The organism is Streptomyces sp. NPDC002676 (genome assembly GCF_053592455.1).
In genome coordinates, this window is sequence record NZ_JBSFVT010000001.1 from 496,845 (window position 1) to 513,277 (window position 16,433).

Below are 16,433 nucleotides of genomic sequence, written 5' to 3' on the forward strand. Positions count from 1 at the left end.
GGTCGGTGGTGCCGGGCACGCCTCGGTGTCTCGCTACTGGTCGCCGTCCTCGTCGTCCCGGGGCGGGGTGTCCGTCGGGCCCTCCTTCGACTGGGGCGGGCTCGTGAAGCCGTCGAAGCCGCGCCGCACCCGGCCGCCCAGGCCGCCCGCGCCGCCCGCCAGGTCCGTGACCAGCTTCATCAGCGGGTCCTTGGAGGACTTCACATCGCTGGCGTAGCTGGCCGCGGACTCCCGGAACGAGCCGCTGACCGAGGTGTCCTTGTCCTCGGTGCGCCGCGGGTAGTGCCCGTCCATGATCCGCTGGTAGTCCCGGGACTCCGCCCACTTCTTCAGCTCGGACGCCCGGATGGTGGCGAAGGGGTGCGAGCGGGGCAGCACGTTGAGGATCTTCAGCACGGAGTCGCGCAGATCGCCCCCGGCGTCGTACTCCTCGGCCTGCTCCAGGAACGCGTCCACGTTCATCTCGTGCAGATGGTTGCCGCCCGCGATCTTCATCAGACCCCGCATCGAAGCCCGCACATCCTGCCCCACTAGCAGGCCCGCCCGGTCCGCGGACAGCTCCGACTTGCGGAACCACTCCCTCAGGGCCGTCACGATCGCCATGATCGCGAGGTTGCCCAGCGGGATCCAGGCCACCTTCAGCGCCAGGCTCGTCAGGAACAGCAGGATCGTGCGGTACACCGAGTGCCCCGACAGCGCGTGGCCCACCTCGTGGCCGACGACCGCCCGCATCTCCTCCTCGTCGAGCAGCTCGACGAGCCCGGTGGTCAGGACGATGATCGGCTCGTCCAGCCCGATGCACATGGCGTTCGGCTGCGGATCCTGCGTGACGTACATCGGCGGGACCTTCTCCAGGTCCAGGATGTAACAGGCGTCCAGCAGCATGTCGTTCAGGTGCGAGAACTGCCGCTCCGAGACCCGCACCGAGTCGGACAGGAACAGCAGTCGCAGGCTCCGCTCCGGCAGCAGTCCGCTCAGCGCCTTGAACACCGTGTCGAAGCCGCTCAGCCTGCGCAGCGCCACCAGAGCCGAACGGTCGGCCGGATGCTCGTAGGCACGCGAGGAGATCCCGGGGAAGCGCTTGCGCTGCCTGCTCGGCACTCGCTCGTGCCCGGTCCCGTGCCGGACGTCGTCGGACATGTCATCCCCCATGTACGTGTAGGTGTCCACTGTGCCCCCGAGACAGGGCCCAGCCTAGGCGGAGATACCGTGGACAGGCAGTACAGCCGAAGGAGTCCACGTGACGGAGCATCACCCCGCAGCCGCCTGGCTGACCGAGGCCGCCACCAGCGCCGTCCAGCAGCACGGGACGGGGAGCCTGCTCCGGATCGTCCTGATCGTGATGGTGCTGGGCTGCGTGCTGACCGCCTGGCTCCTGCTGCGCGGCTACAAACGGAAGGACGACTGACCGGCCGCGGAAGTTCCCCGCAGTGGCCCTTTCCCGGCCCCTCCCGCCGCCGTCCGCCCCCAACGGCGGAGTCGGCGTGAGCGGCGCGGGGCCGCCCGCTTACGATGAGCCGACATCTTTATCCCGCCCACACGCGATAGGTTCTGCCGAAGATGAGCTTCCACAGCGCCGCAGCCCAGTTGGTCACCCTTGCCGCCGAGGGCGAGGAGCACGGCGGCCACCACAACAGCCTGAACCCGGCCGTCACCGGCGGCGGTGCCCTGATCATCCTCCTGCTTCTGCTGTGGATCACCACGCGCTTCAACCGCGACCGCTGAGCGGGGTACCCCGCCCCGGCAGGGGGGCCGAGACCGGGCCGGTAGGGTCTGCACGCATGGGAGAGCAGGACATGCCTACCGGTCCGGCGTACGAGTCCGCCGGCGCCAGGGCGAAGCACCCGCAGGACGGCCCGGGCCACGGCCCCGCCCACTCGGGCAAGCGACGCCTGGGCGTCATGGGCGGAACGTTCGACCCGATCCACCACGGACACCTCGTGGCGGCCAGTGAGGTCGCCGCGCAGTTCCAGCTGGACGAGGTGGTGTTCGTGCCCACCGGCGAGCCCTGGCAGAAGTCCCACCGCAAGGTCTCTCCGGCCGAGGACCGCTACCTGATGACGGTCATCGCGACCGCCGAGAACCCGCAGTTCTCTGTCAGCCGCATCGACATCGACCGCGGCGGTCCCACCTACACCGTGGACACCCTGCGCGACCTGCGCGTCCTCAATCCCGACACGGACCTGTTCTTCATCACCGGCGCCGACGCCCTGGCCCAACTGCTGACCTGGCGCGACAGCGAGGAACTGTTCTCCCTCGCGCACTTCATCGGCGTCACCCGCCCCGGCCACCATCTGACCGACCCGGGCCTGCCCGAAGGCGGTGTCACCCTCGTCGAGGTTCCGGCGCTCGCCATCTCTTCCACAGACTGCCGTGCGAGAGTCGCCAAGGGCGAACCCATCTGGTACATGGTGCCGGACGGAGTCGTGCGCTACATCGACAAGCGCGAGCTGTACCGCGGCGAGTGAGCCGAGAGGGGCACCGGTGAACGACCGATACGACGCGGGGTACGGGAACGACCAGTACGAACTCGTCGGCTACGACGAGTACGGACAGCCCGTGTACCGGCAGGTCCCGGTACAACAGGCTCCGCAACGGACCTACGACCCGTACGGCCAGCAGGCGGGCTACGGCTACGACCCCTACACCACCGGGCAGCAGCAGCCCGTACCCCCCTACGACACCGGCCGGCAGCAGCCACAGCCCCCGTCGTACGACGGCTACGGCTCCTACGACCCCTACGGCACGGCGGCTCCGGGCCAGGCCCCCGCGTACGACCCCTACGGGCAGGCGGCGAGCAGCGGGCAGCAGCCCCGGGTGGCCCCCGAGCAGCCCCCCCACATCCCGCAGCAGCCCCCCTACATCCCGCAGCAGGCCGGCCCGGCCGAGGAGGCCCACGCCCCGGAGGAGGCCAAGGGGCCGAAGCCCGCGCGTGAACCGGACTACCACACCGAGCAGTTCGCGTTCGTGGAGGAGCCGGACGGCGACTCCGAGGACGTCATCGACTGGCTGAAGTTCACCGAGAACCGCACCGAGCGCCGCGAGGAGGCCCGCCGCCGCGCCCGCAGCCGGGTCATCGCCCTCGCCGTCGTCCTCGCCCTGGTCGCCGTCGGCGGAGTCGGCTACCTCTGGTTCGCCGGAGAACTCCCCGGCCTGTCCTCCTCCGGCGGCAAGACCGGCCAGACCACCGCCGTGGGCGCCCAGAACCGCGACGTGATCGTCGTCCACCTCCACAACACCGGCAAGGGCGGCACCTCCACGGTGCTCCTGGTCGACAACACCACCACCAAGCGGGGCTCAACCGTCCTGCTGCCGAACTCCCTCGCGCTGACCGGTGACGACGGCTCCACCACGACCCTCGGCAAGTCGGTCGACGACGACGGCACCTCCGGCACCCGCGACCAGCTCGACTCCGTCCTCGGCACCAACATCCAGGGCACCTGGCGGCTGGACACCCCATACCTCCAGAACCTCGTCGAGCTGGTCGGCAACATCGAGGTCGACACCAACGCCGACGTGCCCGACCCGGATACCAAGAAGAAGGGCACCGGGCCGCTCGTCCACAAGGGCACGGACCAGACCCTCAGCGGCAAGATGGCCGTCGCCTACGCCACCTACCGCGCCGCCGGCGAGTCCGACAACGCCCAGCTGGAGCGGTTCGGGCAGGTCATGCAGGGCGTGCTGCGCAAGCTGTCCTCCGACCCGGCGGGGGCCACGGTCACCGTGCAGACCCTCGCGCAGATCCTCGACCCGCCGCTCACCGACAAGGACCTCGGCGCGTTCCTGGCCAAGCTCGCCGACCTCGCCAAGGGCGGCGACTACAAGACGGCCCTGCTGCCCGTGCAGGCCGACGGCACGCTGACCGCCAAGACCAGCGACAGCGTGGTCAAGGACATCCTTGGCGGCACCGCCAAGAGCCCCGACGCGGGCTCCGCGGTCCGGGTCTCCGTCCGGAACGCCACCGGCGTGAAGGGCGACACCGAGAAGGCCCGCGTGGTGCTCCTCAACGGCGGCTTCACCTTCCTGGAGGGCGGCGGCGCGTCCGGCACCCAGGCCACGTCGAAGGTGACCTACTCGGACGCCGGCGACAAGGAGAACGCCGCCGAGGTCGCCAAGACCCTCGGCCTGCCCGCCGGCTCCGTGAGCAAGGGCAGCGTCTCCTCCGGAGCCGACGTCTCGGTGGTCCTGGGCACGGACTACCGGCCCAGCTCCTCCTGACCCCGGCCGGGGCACCCCACGTGCCGCCGTAATCACGTGGGGTGTGCCAGGCGGTCCGTGAGACCCTTGAGGTCTGGTGACCGCCGACGGGCCGTGCCCTGCGGTCCGCCCCACGCCCCAGCCGATCTCTGTCCCCGACCGAAAGCTACGTAGTGACCGCCACCGACCGTTCTCTTGACCTCATCAACACCGCCGCCCAGGCGGCGGCCGACAAGCTCGCCCACGACGTCATCGCCTACGACGTCAGCGACGTGCTGTCGATCACGGACGCATTCCTGCTGGCCTCCGCGCCCAGCGACCGCCAGGTCAAGGCGATCGTGGACGAGATCGAGGAGCGTCTGCAGAAGGAACTCGGCGCCAAGCCGGTGCGCCGCGAGGGCGACCGCGAGGCCCGCTGGGTCCTGCTCGACTACATCGACATCGTCGTCCACGTCCAGCACAGCGAGGAGCGCGTCTTCTACGCCCTGGAGCGGCTGTGGAAGGACTGCCCCGAGCTGGAGCTGCCCGCCGACGCCAAGGCCACCCGCGGCAAGGCCGAGGAGCACGCCAAGCTGCAGGCCGCCGAGGAGCCGGGCGGGGACTGGTGATGAGCGCCACCGGTGAGGTGACCGACCGCAGGACCCCGGGTCGCCGCATCATCCTGTGGCGGCACGGCCAGACCGCGTGGAACGTGGAGCGCCGTTTCCAGGGCACCACCGACGTCGAGCTGACCGAGACCGGCATCGGCCAGGCCCGCCGGGCCGCACGGCTGCTCGCCTCCCTGGGGCCTGACGCGATCGTCTCCTCGGACCTCCAGCGGGCCGCGAACACGGCCGCCGAGCTGGCCGCTCTCACCGGTCTCGACGTCGCCCGCGAGGAGGGTCTGCGCGAGACTTACGCGGGCGTCTGGCAGGGGCTGACGCACCAGGAGATCATCGCCCGCTACGGCGAGGAGTACGCCGCCTGGAAGCGCGGCGACAGCGTCCGCCGCGGCGGCGGCGAACTGGAGACCGAGGTCGCCGACCGCGCCGCCCCCGTCGTGCTGCGGCACGCCGAGAAGCTGCCCGAGGACGGCACCCTCGTCGTGGTCAGCCACGGCGGCACCATCCGCACCACCATTGGCCGGCTGCTGGGCCTGGAGGCCCGGCACTGGGAGAGCCTCGGAGGCCTCTCCAACTGCTGCTGGTCCGTGCTCGGCGAAGGCGCCCGCGGCTGGCGCCTGCTGGAGCACAACGCGGGCACCCTCCCGGAGCCCGTCCTCGGCGACGACACCTGACCCGGATTTCACTTTCTGGCAGGTCACAGGCTAAAGTTCTTCTTGTTCGCCCCGCCGAGCGGGAAGAACACAAGGGGCTATAGCTCAGTTGGTAGAGCGCCTGCATGGCATGCAGGAGGTCAGGAGTTCAATTCTCCTTAGCTCCACTGATCGACACTCTGTTGAGTTGTCAAGGATCGGTGATGAGGATCCCGTCCCCTCAGGGGGCGGGATTTTCTGCATTCCACCTGCGGATGATCTCCTCGGCCTCCTCGGCCTCCTCGGCCTCCTCGGCCTCCCCGCCGGCCTCCGTGCCGTCCTGTGCCGGGGGCCACAGGTGCTCCCGGCGCTCCCGCAGGAACGTCACCTTCTCGTGGGTCTCCTCGTCCTCCGGCGTGTAGACCACGATCCGGCACTCGGGCATTCCGTCGATCGACAGCGACTGCGAGGTCATCCGCATCTCGCCCACCGCCTCGTGCCGGAAGACCTTCACCCGCGGCCCCGGAGGCGTCACCACCCCGCTCGCCCACAGCTGCGCGAAGGAGGGGCTCGCCGCCGACAGTGCGCGTATGTAGTCCTCCCAGGCCGGCTCGCCCACATGTCTGCCGTAGGCGGACCGCAGCGTCGCCACCATCAACGGCAGCTCCTGCTCCAGGTGCACCACCGGGCAGGCCTCCTCCGACACCGTGCACAGCGTCCACAGCACGTTCGGCACGCCGATCCGCAGCGTCTCCGGCACCGCGAACAGGGCGCGGTACACCGGGTTCGTGGCGAGGATGTCGTACCGCGAGTTGTAGACCACCGCGACCAGCGGGTCGAGAGCATCGATGACCCCCTGCACCTCCGGACCGACCCGCCGGGTCATGCCCTGCGGAGCCGGGTCGAAGGGCACCTCCGCGAGCCGGTACAGATGCTCCCGCTCCGGCGGGTCCAGTCGCAGGGTGCGCGCGACCGCGTCCAGCACCTGCGCCGAGGCGTTGATCGCGCGGCCCTGCTCCAGCCACGTGTACCAGGTCACGCCCACGCCGGACAGCTGGGCGACCTCCTCCCGGCGTAGCCCGGGTGTGCGCCGCCGCAGCCCCGGCGGCATGCCCACGTCGGCCGGTGTCACCCGCGCCCGCCTGCTGCGCAGGAAGGCGGCCAGCTCCGGCCTGCGGCGTTGTGTCCTCGTCGCCATCGTCTTTCCCCCGTTCCCCCGTCGTCCGTCCCCATCGTCGGCACCCGGGCCGTCCCCTGCCAGGTGCTGGCAGTACCAGCATCGGCGGGCACTCGGCACCCTTACCGGTGAGTCGCGAGGCTCGATGCCATGACGACGACACCCCGAACCGTGCCGGGTTCCGCGCCCGGTGCGAGCCCTGCGATCAGTGAAGCACCGACCACTGACAGTGAAGCACCCGGCACTGACAAACGGTCCCGGCTCCTGCTCGCGGCCCTGCTCACCGCCATGTTCATGGCCGTCCTCGACGTCTTCATCGTGAACGTCGCGGCCCCCACCATCGGTTCCGACCTCGACGCCTCGGGCGCCGACCTCCAGCTGGTCATCGCTGGCTACACCATCAGCTACTCCGTGCTGCTGATCACCGGTGCCCGGCTCGGCGACCGGCTCGGCCACGGCCGGGTCCACGTCGCCGGACTCGCCCTGTTCACGGCCGCCTCGCTGGCCTGCGGCCTGGCGCAGGGATCGACCGAGCTGATCGTGTTCCGGCTGGTGCAGGGCGTCGGCGCGGCCCTGATGGTCCCGCAGGTGCTCAGCCTGATCCAGCGGACCTTCACCGGCGAGGCCCGGGCCAGGGCGCTCAGCGTCTACTCCGCGGTCCTCGCCGTGGGTGCGGCGGCCGGTCAGGTCGTCGGCGGCGTGCTGATCAGCGCCGACCTGTTCGGCACCGGCTGGCGGCCGGTGTTCCTGGTCAACGTGCCCGTCGGCGCCGTCCTGCTGGTGCTGGGTCGGCGCGTCCTGCCCGTCGGAGCAGCGGACGAGCGGGAGCGGGCCCGCGCCCTCGACCTGCCGGGCCTGGTGCTGCTCGCCGCCGCCGTGTCGCTGCTGACGGTGCCGCTGGTGCTCGGGCAGGAGGAGGACTGGCCATTGTGGTCCTGGCTGTCGCTGGGCGGCGCCGTGCTGCTGTTCGCGCTGTTCTGCGGCTACGAGTCCCGGCTGGCCCGGCGCGGCGGCGCCCCGCTGATCGCGCCGCGGGTGCTGCGCCACTCCGGCATGGGCCTGGCCGTCTTCCGCGTCCTCGCCGTCATGGCGGTCAACGCCGGTTTCCTCTTCGCGTTGACGCTCCACGTCCAGGGCGGCCTCGGCTACAGCGCCCTGCGGGCCGGGCTGAGCTTCGCCCCGACCGCGGCCGTCTTCGGCATGGTCAGCCTGACCTGGCGGAGGTGGCCCGCAGCCTGGCAGCGGGCGCTCACCCCGGCGGGGTTCGCGCTCGCCGCGGTGTCCGTGGCGGGGATCGGGCTGGCGTTCCACGGCGGCGGCGACGGGGGAGTGGCGCTCTACGCCGCGTACATCGGCATGGGCGTGGGACTCGCGCTCGCCTTCAGCCCGACGCTCACCCGGGCGCTGGCCACGGTGCGGCCCGAGGACGCGGCGGACGCCAGCGGTCTGCTGGCGACGGTCAATCAGCTCGGTCAGCTGCTCGGCGTCTCGGGTTTCGGCACACTGTTCCTGAACCGGCTTGAGTCGCTCGGGGCTCCGCGGGCGTATACCTCTGCGCAGGCGCTGTCGGACTGCGCGTGGGTGCTGGCCGCACTGGCCGCGGTGGGTGCCGTGTCCGGACTGGTACTGAGGCGTCGCTGACCGTATTGGCCCGGCCGTGGCAGAATCAAACGGCCGGAAGGGGGCGCGGCCCGACGGGAGGGAGTAGCGATGCCTGCGAGCATCCTCGAGGAGGGCGGCCACCTCCTCAATGAGGCGTTGATACGGGATACAACCACCCGGCTCAGCTGCCCTTCCTGCGGTTCCGCGCATGTGGCCCAAGTTCTCGGCGACAACGGCGGAATCTCCTACGTGTGCACGGCCTGCGGCCACAGCTGGAGCTGATCGATGGGTGCACACAGGCGAAAGTGCGACTGGTGCGGCAGCGGAACGCCGATTGTCCGTGACATGGAACCGATCAATGCCGATTACCAGTACTGGTGCGAGGAATGCGCGCGGGCGCTGATCATAAAAGGCGACCCGATCGAGACCTACCGCGAACTCGAGGGCGAGCCGATCTACGGCCGACTCCTGGAAGAACACTGCACGCTCAAGCGGTTCTATTCCTTCGTCACGGCTTGACGGGGCCTGAGCGCGATCCTGGCTCCGGCAACGATGTCCAGGTCAGCGTGAGGAACAGCACACCGGCCCCTCCGTAGAGGGCGGAGAGCGTCAAGTGGGCTCCTCCCTGGTGCAGTTCGGGTCTCCCGGTGCCGTGCGGCACCCACCAGGGGGCGTAAGAGCAGAAGACGAGCAGCGTGGCCAGGGCGGCGGCGCGCTGTCCGCGCGTCCACAGCAGCAGCACCAGGGGCACGCACCACACCCAGTGGTGCGTCCACGACACCGGACTGATCAGCAGCGCGGTGACCGCGCAGGCGCACACCGCCCAGGGACGCCGGCCGCGCAACTCCGCCGCCACGGCCACCGCGAGGCCCAGGCACGCCGTCACGGCCGCGGCAGCCATCCAGAGGGCTCCCGGGTCCGGAGTGTGCAGCAGGCGGGCCAGCATGCCCCGCAGGGCCTGGTTCGCGGTGTCCTCGGCGTGCCCCACCCGGCCCGCGTGGAACACCGCGCCGGTCCAGAACCGCCACGAGTCGTACGGCAGGACGGCCGCCGCGCCCAGCGTCGCCCCGGCGAACGCGACGGCCGCCCCGCGCGCGTGCCGCAGCCACGGCCCCCCGTCCCCGCCCCGTGCGCGGGCCACGACACCCGTGACGAGCAGGAACAGTGCGAACAGTGCCGGCGTCAGCTTGACCGCTGCCGCGAGCCCGAGGCCCGTCCCGGCCCAGCGGTCCCGTCCGCCCGCCGGACGGCGGGACAGGTCTCCCAGTACTACGACGGCCAGCAGCAGGTTGACCTGGCCGTAGCGCAGGGTTGTCCACACCGGCTCGCACCACACCGCCAGTGCCGCGACCCACCAGAGGCTCTCCACGCGCGCGTGGCCGACGAGTTTGAGCGACAGCCGTACGAACACCACCAGGAGCGCGAGGTTGCCTGCGGTCGCCAGCGTGCGCATCGGTGCGGTGTCCAGCAGGGTGAGCGGCGTGAACAGCAGGGCCGCGAACGGCGGATAGGTGGTCGGCAGGTGCGCGGCGGTCGCCCGCAGCGCGTACAGGTCGCCTCCCGCGCGGACGGTGGCCCCCTCGGTCCGGTAGACCATCAGGTCGATCATCGACACGTGTGCGGCCCGCTGCGCGGCCCAGAACGCCGTGAACGACACCAGGCACGTGCCCAGGGCGACCGGCACCCGGCGGTGGGCTGCGGAGGGCGCGATCACGGTCACGAAAGCCGACATTAGCGCCCGTATCGGTGCTGACCGGAAACCGATTTGGTGCTGCGCCCCCGTACCTGTAATGTTTACGTCGTCGCCGGGGGAACCGGGCGAAACAACAAAACAAGGGGCTATAGCTCAGTTGGTAGAGCGCCTGCATGGCATGCAGGAGGTCAGGAGTTCAATTCTCCTTAGCTCCACAGAAATCGAAGGCGGATCATCCGAAGGATGGTCCGCCTTCGGCGTGTTGCGAAACACGGCGGCTGAGCGCCGAGAGCGAAGGGCGGGTCCCCCGAACCGGGCGACCCGCCCTTCCTGTCCCCTTCCTGTGCGCTCAGCGGCCGAGCGCCCGCCGGCCCCGTCCCTGGGAGAGGACCGGCAGGTTGCGCGTCGGCGCCTGCGCGCGCGTGTCCTCCTCGAGGCGCAGGGCGAGCGCCGGGCAGCGGCGCACCGCCCGCAGCGCCTTCGCCTCCGCGTAGCGCGGGACCTGCGCCTGCGCGACGGTCGGGAAGCCGTCGGCGCCCAGCTCGAAGACCTCCGGGAGGATGTCCGCGCACAGCCCGTGCCCCCGGCACAGCGTCCAGTCGACGTAGATCTTCTGGCGGCTCGCGCCGGTCTCCGCGGGCTCTGCGCCGCCCGGGATGCCCGCAGGGACCTTGCCGCCCTCGAAGAGCGGCAGAACGCCCTCCACGGGCCGTCCGCAGCCATTTCCGAGGACATGGGCGGCCAGGTCGTCGGTGAACGCCTTGATGGTCGACTCCAGGAACATCGCGGAGCCGTCCGGATGCGAACACGCCCCGCGCCGCTTCACGTTCCGCGCGACCTGCTTCAGCGCCTCCAGGGCGGCCGGGCCGCCGCCGCCCAGGATCTCCTCCATCCCGCGCGCGGCGGCGGGCAGTCCGAGGTAGCAGGGGCCGCACTGGCCCGCGCTCTCGTCGGCCAGCCACTGCGCCACCCGCAGCGACTCGCCCAGCGGGCAGGTCTCCTGGCCGATCGGAAGGATCGCGCCCGCGCCCAGCGAACCGCCCACCGCGTCCAGGGAGTTGCGGGAGACGATCGCCTCGTCGACGGTCGCCGCGTCGATCCACCTGCCGTGGTAGCCGCCGGTCAGCACGCCCTGCGGCACCGGCGGAGCGCCGGCCAGTTGCAGCACGTAGCGCAGCGGCACACCCGTGGGGACCTCGATCACCATCGGGCGGGCGACCGCGCCCGAGACCGTGAGCATGACGGTGCCCGGCTCGTCGTACAGGCCGGTGTTGCCATAGCGGTCCGGGCCGATGCGCGCGGCGACGGCCAGCTGTGCGAACGTCTCGGCGTTCGACAGCAGCGTGGGCGCCCCGCCGACGCCGCTCTGCGAGGCGCTGATCTTGCGGCCGGGCGGGATCGCCGGACCGCCGTCGATCGACCGGATGAGAGACGCGGCGGCGCCGGTGACCATGCGCACAGGGTTGCGCTGCACCCACGCGCGGAGGGCCGATCTGCGGCTGTTGCTCAGGCCGCGTTCGGCGAGCGCGGCCTCCATGGAGCGCTGGGTGGACTCCCGGGTGACCCCCACCACGAGCGTGCGGGCACCCAGGGCCTCGGCGCACAGCAGCGCGCCGTCCAGGATGAGGTGCGGGGCTCGGTTGATGAGCACCGTGTCCTTGCGGCAGGCCGGCTCGTCCTCGCTGCCGTTGACGACGACGACCGGCCGTACACCGCGCCTGATCGCGGACTCGGCGACCGAGCGCAGCTTCTTGTGGAAGGGAAAGCCCGCGCCGCCGCGGCCCTTGAGGTTGATCCGTTCGGCGAGCTGCGCGAGCTTTTCGCCGCCCAGGGGGTCGAGCGGCCCGTGCACCTTCAGGTGCATGGGCAGGTCGAGTCGTTCCACAAGGTCGAAGCCCGACGTGAGCTGGGGAAGCCCGACCACGCGGACTTCGGGAACGTCGGGCAGGGCCTCGTTCACTTAAAGCCTCCGGAAGGCGTGTTCCACGGTTCGCCCGATCCCGGGGCGTCGAAGGACGCTCCGGGGAGTGTTTCGGTGGCGGGACCGCTGTTGAACGTGTCACCCGGGTTGTACGCGGCATAGCGGCCGTTTGTCTCACCGGTGTCGTACAGGTCACTTCCGCCGTATCCGGCGGTGCCCGGATTGTCGTAGACGGGCATGGTGTAGCCGGTGTCGCTCAGCGGGTCGTAGGCGGACGGCGGGGCCTCGCCGACCGGAGGCGGGGACGGGACCGGCCAGCTGCCCGAGCTGCTGGAGGGGCCGTCCACGCGCGTGGTCCGTCCGGTCGTGAACGGCTGCCGGGGGCGGCCCGCGGTGGACACCGCGCGGTAGGCGGCGGCGAAGCCGGAGACGGGCTCCGGGGCGGGGGACGGGTACGGCGAGGCGGAGAGGGGGGCCGTCGAGTCGGCAGGTGACGGCTCCTGCGCGGGCCGGCGCTCGTAGCCCGGCAGTGCGGACTCGGCCACCCGCGCGCGGCCGGCGTCCAGATCGTCGAGCGCCGGCCGCTCCGGGCTGCCGAACAGCGCCATGAGCCGGTCGGCGATCCTGCGCTTGACCTGGCGCGGGGCGGAGCGCAGCGCGAGGGCGCCCATCACGGCCAGCAGGGACAGGATGTAGAGGATCACGAAGATCGGCTTGGCCTGGCGGCCCGCGTACAGGCCGTGCACCAGTGCCGCGCACCACGCGGGGTAGGCCAGCATGTGCATGGCACGCCAGCGGGCAGCGATGGGCGCCGGCGTGGCGAAGTTGCTGCGCAGGGCGCCGGTGAAGCCCACGAAGATCATCAGCAGGCCGGCGAGCGAACCCAGTCCGACCAGACCGGCGATTCCGGTGACGCCGAGCGAGAAGGGGATGATCGCGGCGATCAGTTGTGTGTGGCCGAGCGCGAGCTTGACGGTGATGTGCAGCAACAGGAACGCGATCGAGGCGATTCCGGTCGTCCGGTGCACCGCCTGGCCGACGATGCGCTGCCGGGTGTTCAGGAAGATGCGGTCCTGCGCGAACAGGCCCCAGATCACCGAGCAGCTGAGCGAGACGAGAGACAGCACGCCCGCGCCGAAGTTCAGGAAATCGCGGAACCGGCTGCCTCCGACCAGAACGGCCAGGGGGATGAGCAGCAAGGCGACGGCGGTCGCCACTCCATAGGCCGACCGGCCAGGTTTGGGGAGCGAGCTGGTACTACGACGAAGGTTCATGGGGGCAACTCCGAGCAGTTTCGGGAAAGCGGTCCCGCTGCCGAACTCTAAGTGGCGCCATACCGATCAGTACGGGGTTTGAGTTATTGGGTTGTTATTGACGGACAATATGACTGGACGATGTCCCTTAGTGGGTGTTACGCGAAGTAATCCTTGACCTTGGTTCAGTTCCGTCCCGGGGTTCTGGCATGTCCACAAGGCATACGGAAGCGCGTCGCGGCTTGCTCAAGGGGTGCGGTACCCTGTCGCCATGCGTGCCGTACGCCTTCTGCTTAGCGGGCCGCGCTGATCAGTACCGACCGGCGGTTACAACCGCGGTCGGCATCGGCGCGGCGTCCCCTCCTGTGCGAGGGGCTTTTTCATTTCCGCAGGCAGAGACGATCGATGGAGCTTTGAGGATCATGAGCGAGACGAACCCCGCTGCCACTGCCGAGGTGGCCGCGCCGCACCGCTACACGGCCGCCCTGGCGGCCGAGATCGAGGCACGCTGGCAGGACTTCTGGGACGCGGACGGCACCTACGCGGCCCCGAACCCGAAGGGTGACCTGGCCGGCGACCCCGAGCTGGTCGCGAAGCCCAAGAAGTTCATCATGGACATGTTCCCGTACCCCTCGGGTGCGGGCCTGCACGTCGGCCACCCGCTGGGCTACATCGCCACCGACGTCTACGCCCGGTTCCAGCGCATGACCGGCCACAACGTCCTGCACACCCTGGGCTTCGACGCCTTCGGCCTGCCCGCCGAGCAGTACGCCGTGCAGACCGGCACGCACCCGCGCGTGTCCACCGAAGCCAACATCGAGAACATGAAGGCCCAGCTGCGCCGGCTGGGTCTGGGCCACGACAAGCGCCGGTCCTTCGCCACGATCGACCCGGACTACTACAAGTGGACCCAGTGGATCTTCCTGCAGATCTTCAACTCCTGGTACGACGACGAAGCCAGGAAGGCCCGCCCGATCTCCGAGCTGGTCGCCCAGTTCGAGTCCGGTGAGCGCGCCGTACCCGGTGACCACGGGCGCGCGTGGAACGAACTGACGGCCGTGGAGCGCGCCGAGGTCCTGAGCGAGTACCGCCTGGCCTACGCCTCCGACGCGCCCGTCAACTGGTCCCCCGGTCTGGGCACGGTGCTGGCCAACGAGGAGGTCACGGCGGACGGCCGCTCCGAGCGCGGCAACTTCCCCGTCTTCAAGGCGAAGCTGCGCCAGTGGAACATGCGTATCACCGCCTACGCCGACCGGCTGCTGGAGGACCTGGAGGCGCTGGACTGGCCCGAGGCCATCAAGCTGCAGCAGCGCAACTGGATCGGCCGCTCCGAGGGCGCCCGCGTCGACTTCCCGATCGACGGCGAGCGCATCACGGTCTTCACCACGCGCCCCGACACCCTGTTCGGCGCGACCTACATGGTGCTGGCCCCCGAGCACCCGCTGGTCGAGAAGTTCACCCCGGCCGCCTGGCCGGAGGGCACGCACGAGGTGTGGACCGGCGGTCACGCCACCCCCGCCGAGGCCGTCGCCGCCTACCGTGCCCAGGCCGCCTCGAAGTCCGACGTGGAGCGCCAGGCCGAGGCCAAGGACAAGACCGGTGTCTTCACCGGCGCGTTCGCGACCAACCCGGTCAACGGCGAGAAGGTCCCCGTCTTCATCGCCGACTACGTCCTGATGGGCTACGGCACCGGCGCGATCATGGCCGTCCCGGCGCACGACACGCGCGACTTCGCCTTCGCGCGCGCCTTCGAACTGCCGATCCGCTGCGTCGTCGAGCCGACCGACGGCCGCGGCACCGACACGTCGACGTGGGACGACGCCTTCTCCTCCTACGACGCGAAGATCGTCAACTCCTCCGCTGACGACGTGAAGCTGGACGGCCTGGGCGTCGTCGAGGCCAAGGCGCGCATCACCGAGTGGCTGGAGCGCAAGGGCATCGGCAAGGGCACCGTCAACTTCCGCCTGCGTGACTGGCTGTTCAGCCGCCAGCGCTACTGGGGCGAGCCCTTCCCGATCGTCTACGACGAGGACGGCGTCGCGCACGCCCTGCCCGAGTCGATGCTGCCGCTGGAGCTGCCGGAGGTCGAGGACTACAGCCCGCGCACCTTCGACCCGGACGACGCCGACACCCAGCCCGAGACGCCGCTGTCGCGCAACGAGGAATGGGTCAACGTCACCCTGGACCTGGGCGACGGGCCGAAGAAGTACCGCCGCGAGACCAACACCATGCCCAACTGGGCCGGTTCCTGCTGGTACGAGTTCCGCTACCTGGACCCGCACAACGACCAGAAGCTGGTCGACCCGGAGATCGAGCAGTACTGGATGGGCCCGCGCGAGGGCCAGCCGCACGGCGGTGTCGACCTGTACGTCGGCGGCGCCGAGCACGCCGTACTGCACCTGCTGTACGCCCGCTTCTGGTCCAAGGTCCTGTACGACCTGGGGCACGTCTCCTCCCCGGAGCCGTTCCACAAGCTGTTCAACCAGGGCATGATCCAGGCCTACGTCTACCGCGACAGCCGGGGCATCGCGGTGCCGGCCGCCGAGGTGGAGGAGCGCGACGGCGCCTACTACTACCAGGGCGAGAAGGTCTCCCGTCTGCTGGGCAAGATGGGCAAGTCCCTGAAGAACGCGGTGACTCCGGACGAGATCGCCGCCGAGTACGGTGCCGACACGCTGCGCCTGTACGAGATGGCGATGGGCCCGCTGGACGTCTCCCGCCCGTGGGACACGCGCGCGGTGGTCGGCCAGTTCCGGCTGCTGCAGCGGCTGTGGCGCAACATCGTCGACGAGAACACCGGCGAGGTCACCGTCACCGGCGCCGAGCCCGACGAGGAGACGCTGCGCGCCCTGCACAAGGCGATCGACGGCGTGCGCCAGGACCTGGAGGGCCTGCGGTTCAACACCGCCATCGCCAAGGTCACCGAGCTGAACAACCACCTGACCAAGGCCGGTGGCGCGATTCAGCGCGCGGTCGCCGAGCCGCTGGTGCAGATGGTCGCGCCGCTGGCCCCGCACATCGCCGAGGAGCTGTGGCGCCGGCTGGGCCACACCGACTCGGTCGTCCACCAGGACTTCCCGGTCGCCGACCCGCAGTACGTGGTGGACGAGACCGTGACCTGCGTCGTGCAGATCAAGGGCAAGGTCAAGGCCCGCCTGGAGGTGCCGCCGACGATCTCCGACGAGGAGCTGGAGAAGGTGGCGCTGTCCGACGAGAAGGTCGTGGCCGCGCTGGACGGCGCCGGCATCCGCAAGGTGATCGTGCGCGCGCCGAAGCTGGTGAACATCGTTCCGGCGTAAGCACCGGCAGCGGCCGAGCGGCTGGACCGGCTAGGGGTAGTCCCCTACGGGCAGGTT

General features: G+C 70.5%; 14 protein-coding genes and 2 tRNA genes. 11 read left to right on the plus strand and 5 right to left on the minus strand.

The window, feature by feature from the left end:
• Positions 1-33 precede the first annotated feature (33 nt).
• Positions 34-1,140, minus strand: coding sequence for a M48 family metallopeptidase (locus ACWD3E_RS02215; protein WP_451385634.1), 1,107 nt, complete (start codon positions 1,138-1,140; stop codon positions 34-36).
• A 100-nt stretch (positions 1,141-1,240) separates the two neighbouring features.
• On the opposite strand from ACWD3E_RS02215, the gene ACWD3E_RS02220 reads away from it, so the two are divergent.
• From ACWD3E_RS02220 to ACWD3E_RS02250, 7 genes are all read left to right on the plus strand, one after another.
• Positions 1,241-1,408 carry a hypothetical protein gene (locus ACWD3E_RS02220; RefSeq protein ID WP_451385635.1) on the plus strand — a complete coding sequence of 56 codons (168 nt, stop codon included), beginning with the start codon at positions 1,241-1,243 and terminating at the stop codon, positions 1,406-1,408.
• Between the two features lie 152 nt (positions 1,409-1,560).
• A complete protein-coding gene (locus ACWD3E_RS02225; RefSeq protein ID WP_451385636.1) occupies positions 1,561-1,725 on the plus strand; it encodes a hypothetical protein in 165 nt (54 codons plus the stop codon).
• Positions 1,726-1,781: 56 nt separating this feature from the next.
• Positions 1,782-2,468 (plus strand): nicotinate-nucleotide adenylyltransferase, encoded by a 687-nt coding sequence (gene nadD, locus ACWD3E_RS02230; protein WP_451354478.1) that lies wholly within the window; start codon positions 1,782-1,784, stop codon positions 2,466-2,468.
• A 16-nt stretch (positions 2,469-2,484) separates the two neighbouring features.
• A complete protein-coding gene (locus ACWD3E_RS02235; protein WP_451385637.1) occupies positions 2,485-4,218 on the plus strand; it encodes a LytR C-terminal domain-containing protein in 1,734 nt (577 codons plus the stop codon).
• 152 nt (positions 4,219-4,370) lie between these two features.
• On the plus strand, positions 4,371-4,805 hold the full coding sequence (rsfS, locus tag ACWD3E_RS02240) for a ribosome silencing factor (RefSeq protein WP_451385638.1): 435 nt from the start codon (positions 4,371-4,373) through the stop codon (positions 4,803-4,805).
• Positions 4,805-5,473, plus strand: coding sequence for a histidine phosphatase family protein (locus ACWD3E_RS02245; RefSeq protein ID WP_451385639.1), 669 nt, complete (start codon positions 4,805-4,807; stop codon positions 5,471-5,473). The genes rsfS and ACWD3E_RS02245 overlap by 1 nt, the downstream gene beginning before the upstream one ends.
• A gap of 73 nt (positions 5,474-5,546) precedes the next feature.
• Positions 5,547-5,619 (plus strand) — tRNA-Ala (locus ACWD3E_RS02250).
• Positions 5,620-5,672: 53 nt separating this feature from the next.
• On the opposite strand, the gene ACWD3E_RS02255 is transcribed toward ACWD3E_RS02250, so the two are convergent.
• On the minus strand, positions 5,673-6,629 hold the full coding sequence (locus ACWD3E_RS02255; RefSeq protein WP_451385640.1) for a helix-turn-helix transcriptional regulator: 957 nt from the start codon (positions 6,627-6,629) through the stop codon (positions 5,673-5,675).
• 129 nt (positions 6,630-6,758) lie between these two features.
• Between ACWD3E_RS02255 and ACWD3E_RS02260 the strand changes: the two genes are divergently transcribed.
• Both ACWD3E_RS02260 and ACWD3E_RS02265 read left to right on the plus strand, forming a co-directional pair.
• Positions 6,759-8,249, plus strand: a complete 1,491-nt coding sequence (locus ACWD3E_RS02260) for an MFS transporter (RefSeq protein WP_451385641.1) — start codon at positions 6,759-6,761, stop codon at positions 8,247-8,249.
• 246 nt (positions 8,250-8,495) lie between these two features.
• Positions 8,496-8,729 carry a hypothetical protein gene (locus ACWD3E_RS02265; RefSeq protein ID WP_067006897.1) on the plus strand — a complete coding sequence of 78 codons (234 nt, stop codon included), beginning with the start codon at positions 8,496-8,498 and terminating at the stop codon, positions 8,727-8,729.
• On the opposite strand, the gene ACWD3E_RS02270 is transcribed toward ACWD3E_RS02265, so the two are convergent.
• Positions 8,719-9,930: a glycosyltransferase 87 family protein gene (locus ACWD3E_RS02270; protein WP_451385642.1), complete on the minus strand. Its 1,212-nt coding sequence runs from the start codon at positions 9,928-9,930 to the stop codon at positions 8,719-8,721. The genes ACWD3E_RS02265 and ACWD3E_RS02270 overlap by 11 nt on opposite strands.
• Positions 9,931-10,045: 115 nt before the next feature.
• Between ACWD3E_RS02270 and ACWD3E_RS02275 the strand changes: the two genes are divergently transcribed.
• Positions 10,046-10,118, plus strand: a tRNA-Ala gene (locus ACWD3E_RS02275).
• 134 nt (positions 10,119-10,252) lie between these two features.
• On the opposite strand, the gene ACWD3E_RS02280 is transcribed toward ACWD3E_RS02275, so the two are convergent.
• Together ACWD3E_RS02280 and ACWD3E_RS02285 are read right to left on the minus strand one after the other, a co-directional pair.
• The gene (locus tag ACWD3E_RS02280) at positions 10,253-11,863 is read right to left on the minus strand and encodes an NADH-ubiquinone oxidoreductase-F iron-sulfur binding region domain-containing protein (protein ID WP_451385643.1); all 1,611 of its coding nucleotides are present in this window, start codon (positions 11,861-11,863) and stop codon (positions 10,253-10,255) included.
• A complete protein-coding gene (locus ACWD3E_RS02285; RefSeq protein ID WP_451385644.1) occupies positions 11,860-13,098 on the minus strand; it encodes a cytochrome b/b6 domain-containing protein in 1,239 nt (412 codons plus the stop codon). The genes ACWD3E_RS02280 and ACWD3E_RS02285 overlap by 4 nt, the downstream gene beginning before the upstream one ends.
• A 401-nt stretch (positions 13,099-13,499) precedes the next feature.
• Between ACWD3E_RS02285 and leuS the strand changes: the two genes are divergently transcribed.
• A complete protein-coding gene (gene leuS, locus ACWD3E_RS02290; RefSeq protein ID WP_451385645.1) occupies positions 13,500-16,376 on the plus strand; it encodes a leucine--tRNA ligase in 2,877 nt (958 codons plus the stop codon).
• Positions 16,377-16,433 lie beyond the last annotated feature (57 nt).

Bases quoted from the DNA above. Each gene is read 5' to 3' on its own strand.
- ACWD3E_RS02215 (WP_451385634.1), bottom strand. From the start codon at position 1,140: ATGTCCGACGACGTCCGGCACGGGACCGGGCACGAGCGAGTGCCGAGC.
- ACWD3E_RS02225 (WP_451385636.1), top strand. From the start codon at position 1,561: ATGAGCTTCCACAGCGCCGCAGCCCAGTTGGTCACCCTTGCCGCCGAG.
- nadD (WP_451354478.1), top strand. From the start codon at position 1,782: ATGGGAGAGCAGGACATGCCTACCGGTCCGGCGTACGAGTCCGCCGGC.
- ACWD3E_RS02245 (WP_451385639.1), top strand. From the start codon at position 4,805: ATGAGCGCCACCGGTGAGGTGACCGACCGCAGGACCCCGGGTCGCCGC.
- ACWD3E_RS02255 (WP_451385640.1), bottom strand. From the start codon at position 6,629: ATGGCGACGAGGACACAACGCCGCAGGCCGGAGCTGGCCGCCTTCCTG.
- ACWD3E_RS02260 (WP_451385641.1), top strand. From the start codon at position 6,759: ATGACGACGACACCCCGAACCGTGCCGGGTTCCGCGCCCGGTGCGAGC.
- ACWD3E_RS02265 (WP_067006897.1), top strand. From the start codon at position 8,496: ATGGGTGCACACAGGCGAAAGTGCGACTGGTGCGGCAGCGGAACGCCG.
- ACWD3E_RS02285 (WP_451385644.1), bottom strand. From the start codon at position 13,098: ATGAACCTTCGTCGTAGTACCAGCTCGCTCCCCAAACCTGGCCGGTCG.
- leuS (WP_451385645.1), top strand. From the start codon at position 13,500: ATGAGCGAGACGAACCCCGCTGCCACTGCCGAGGTGGCCGCGCCGCAC.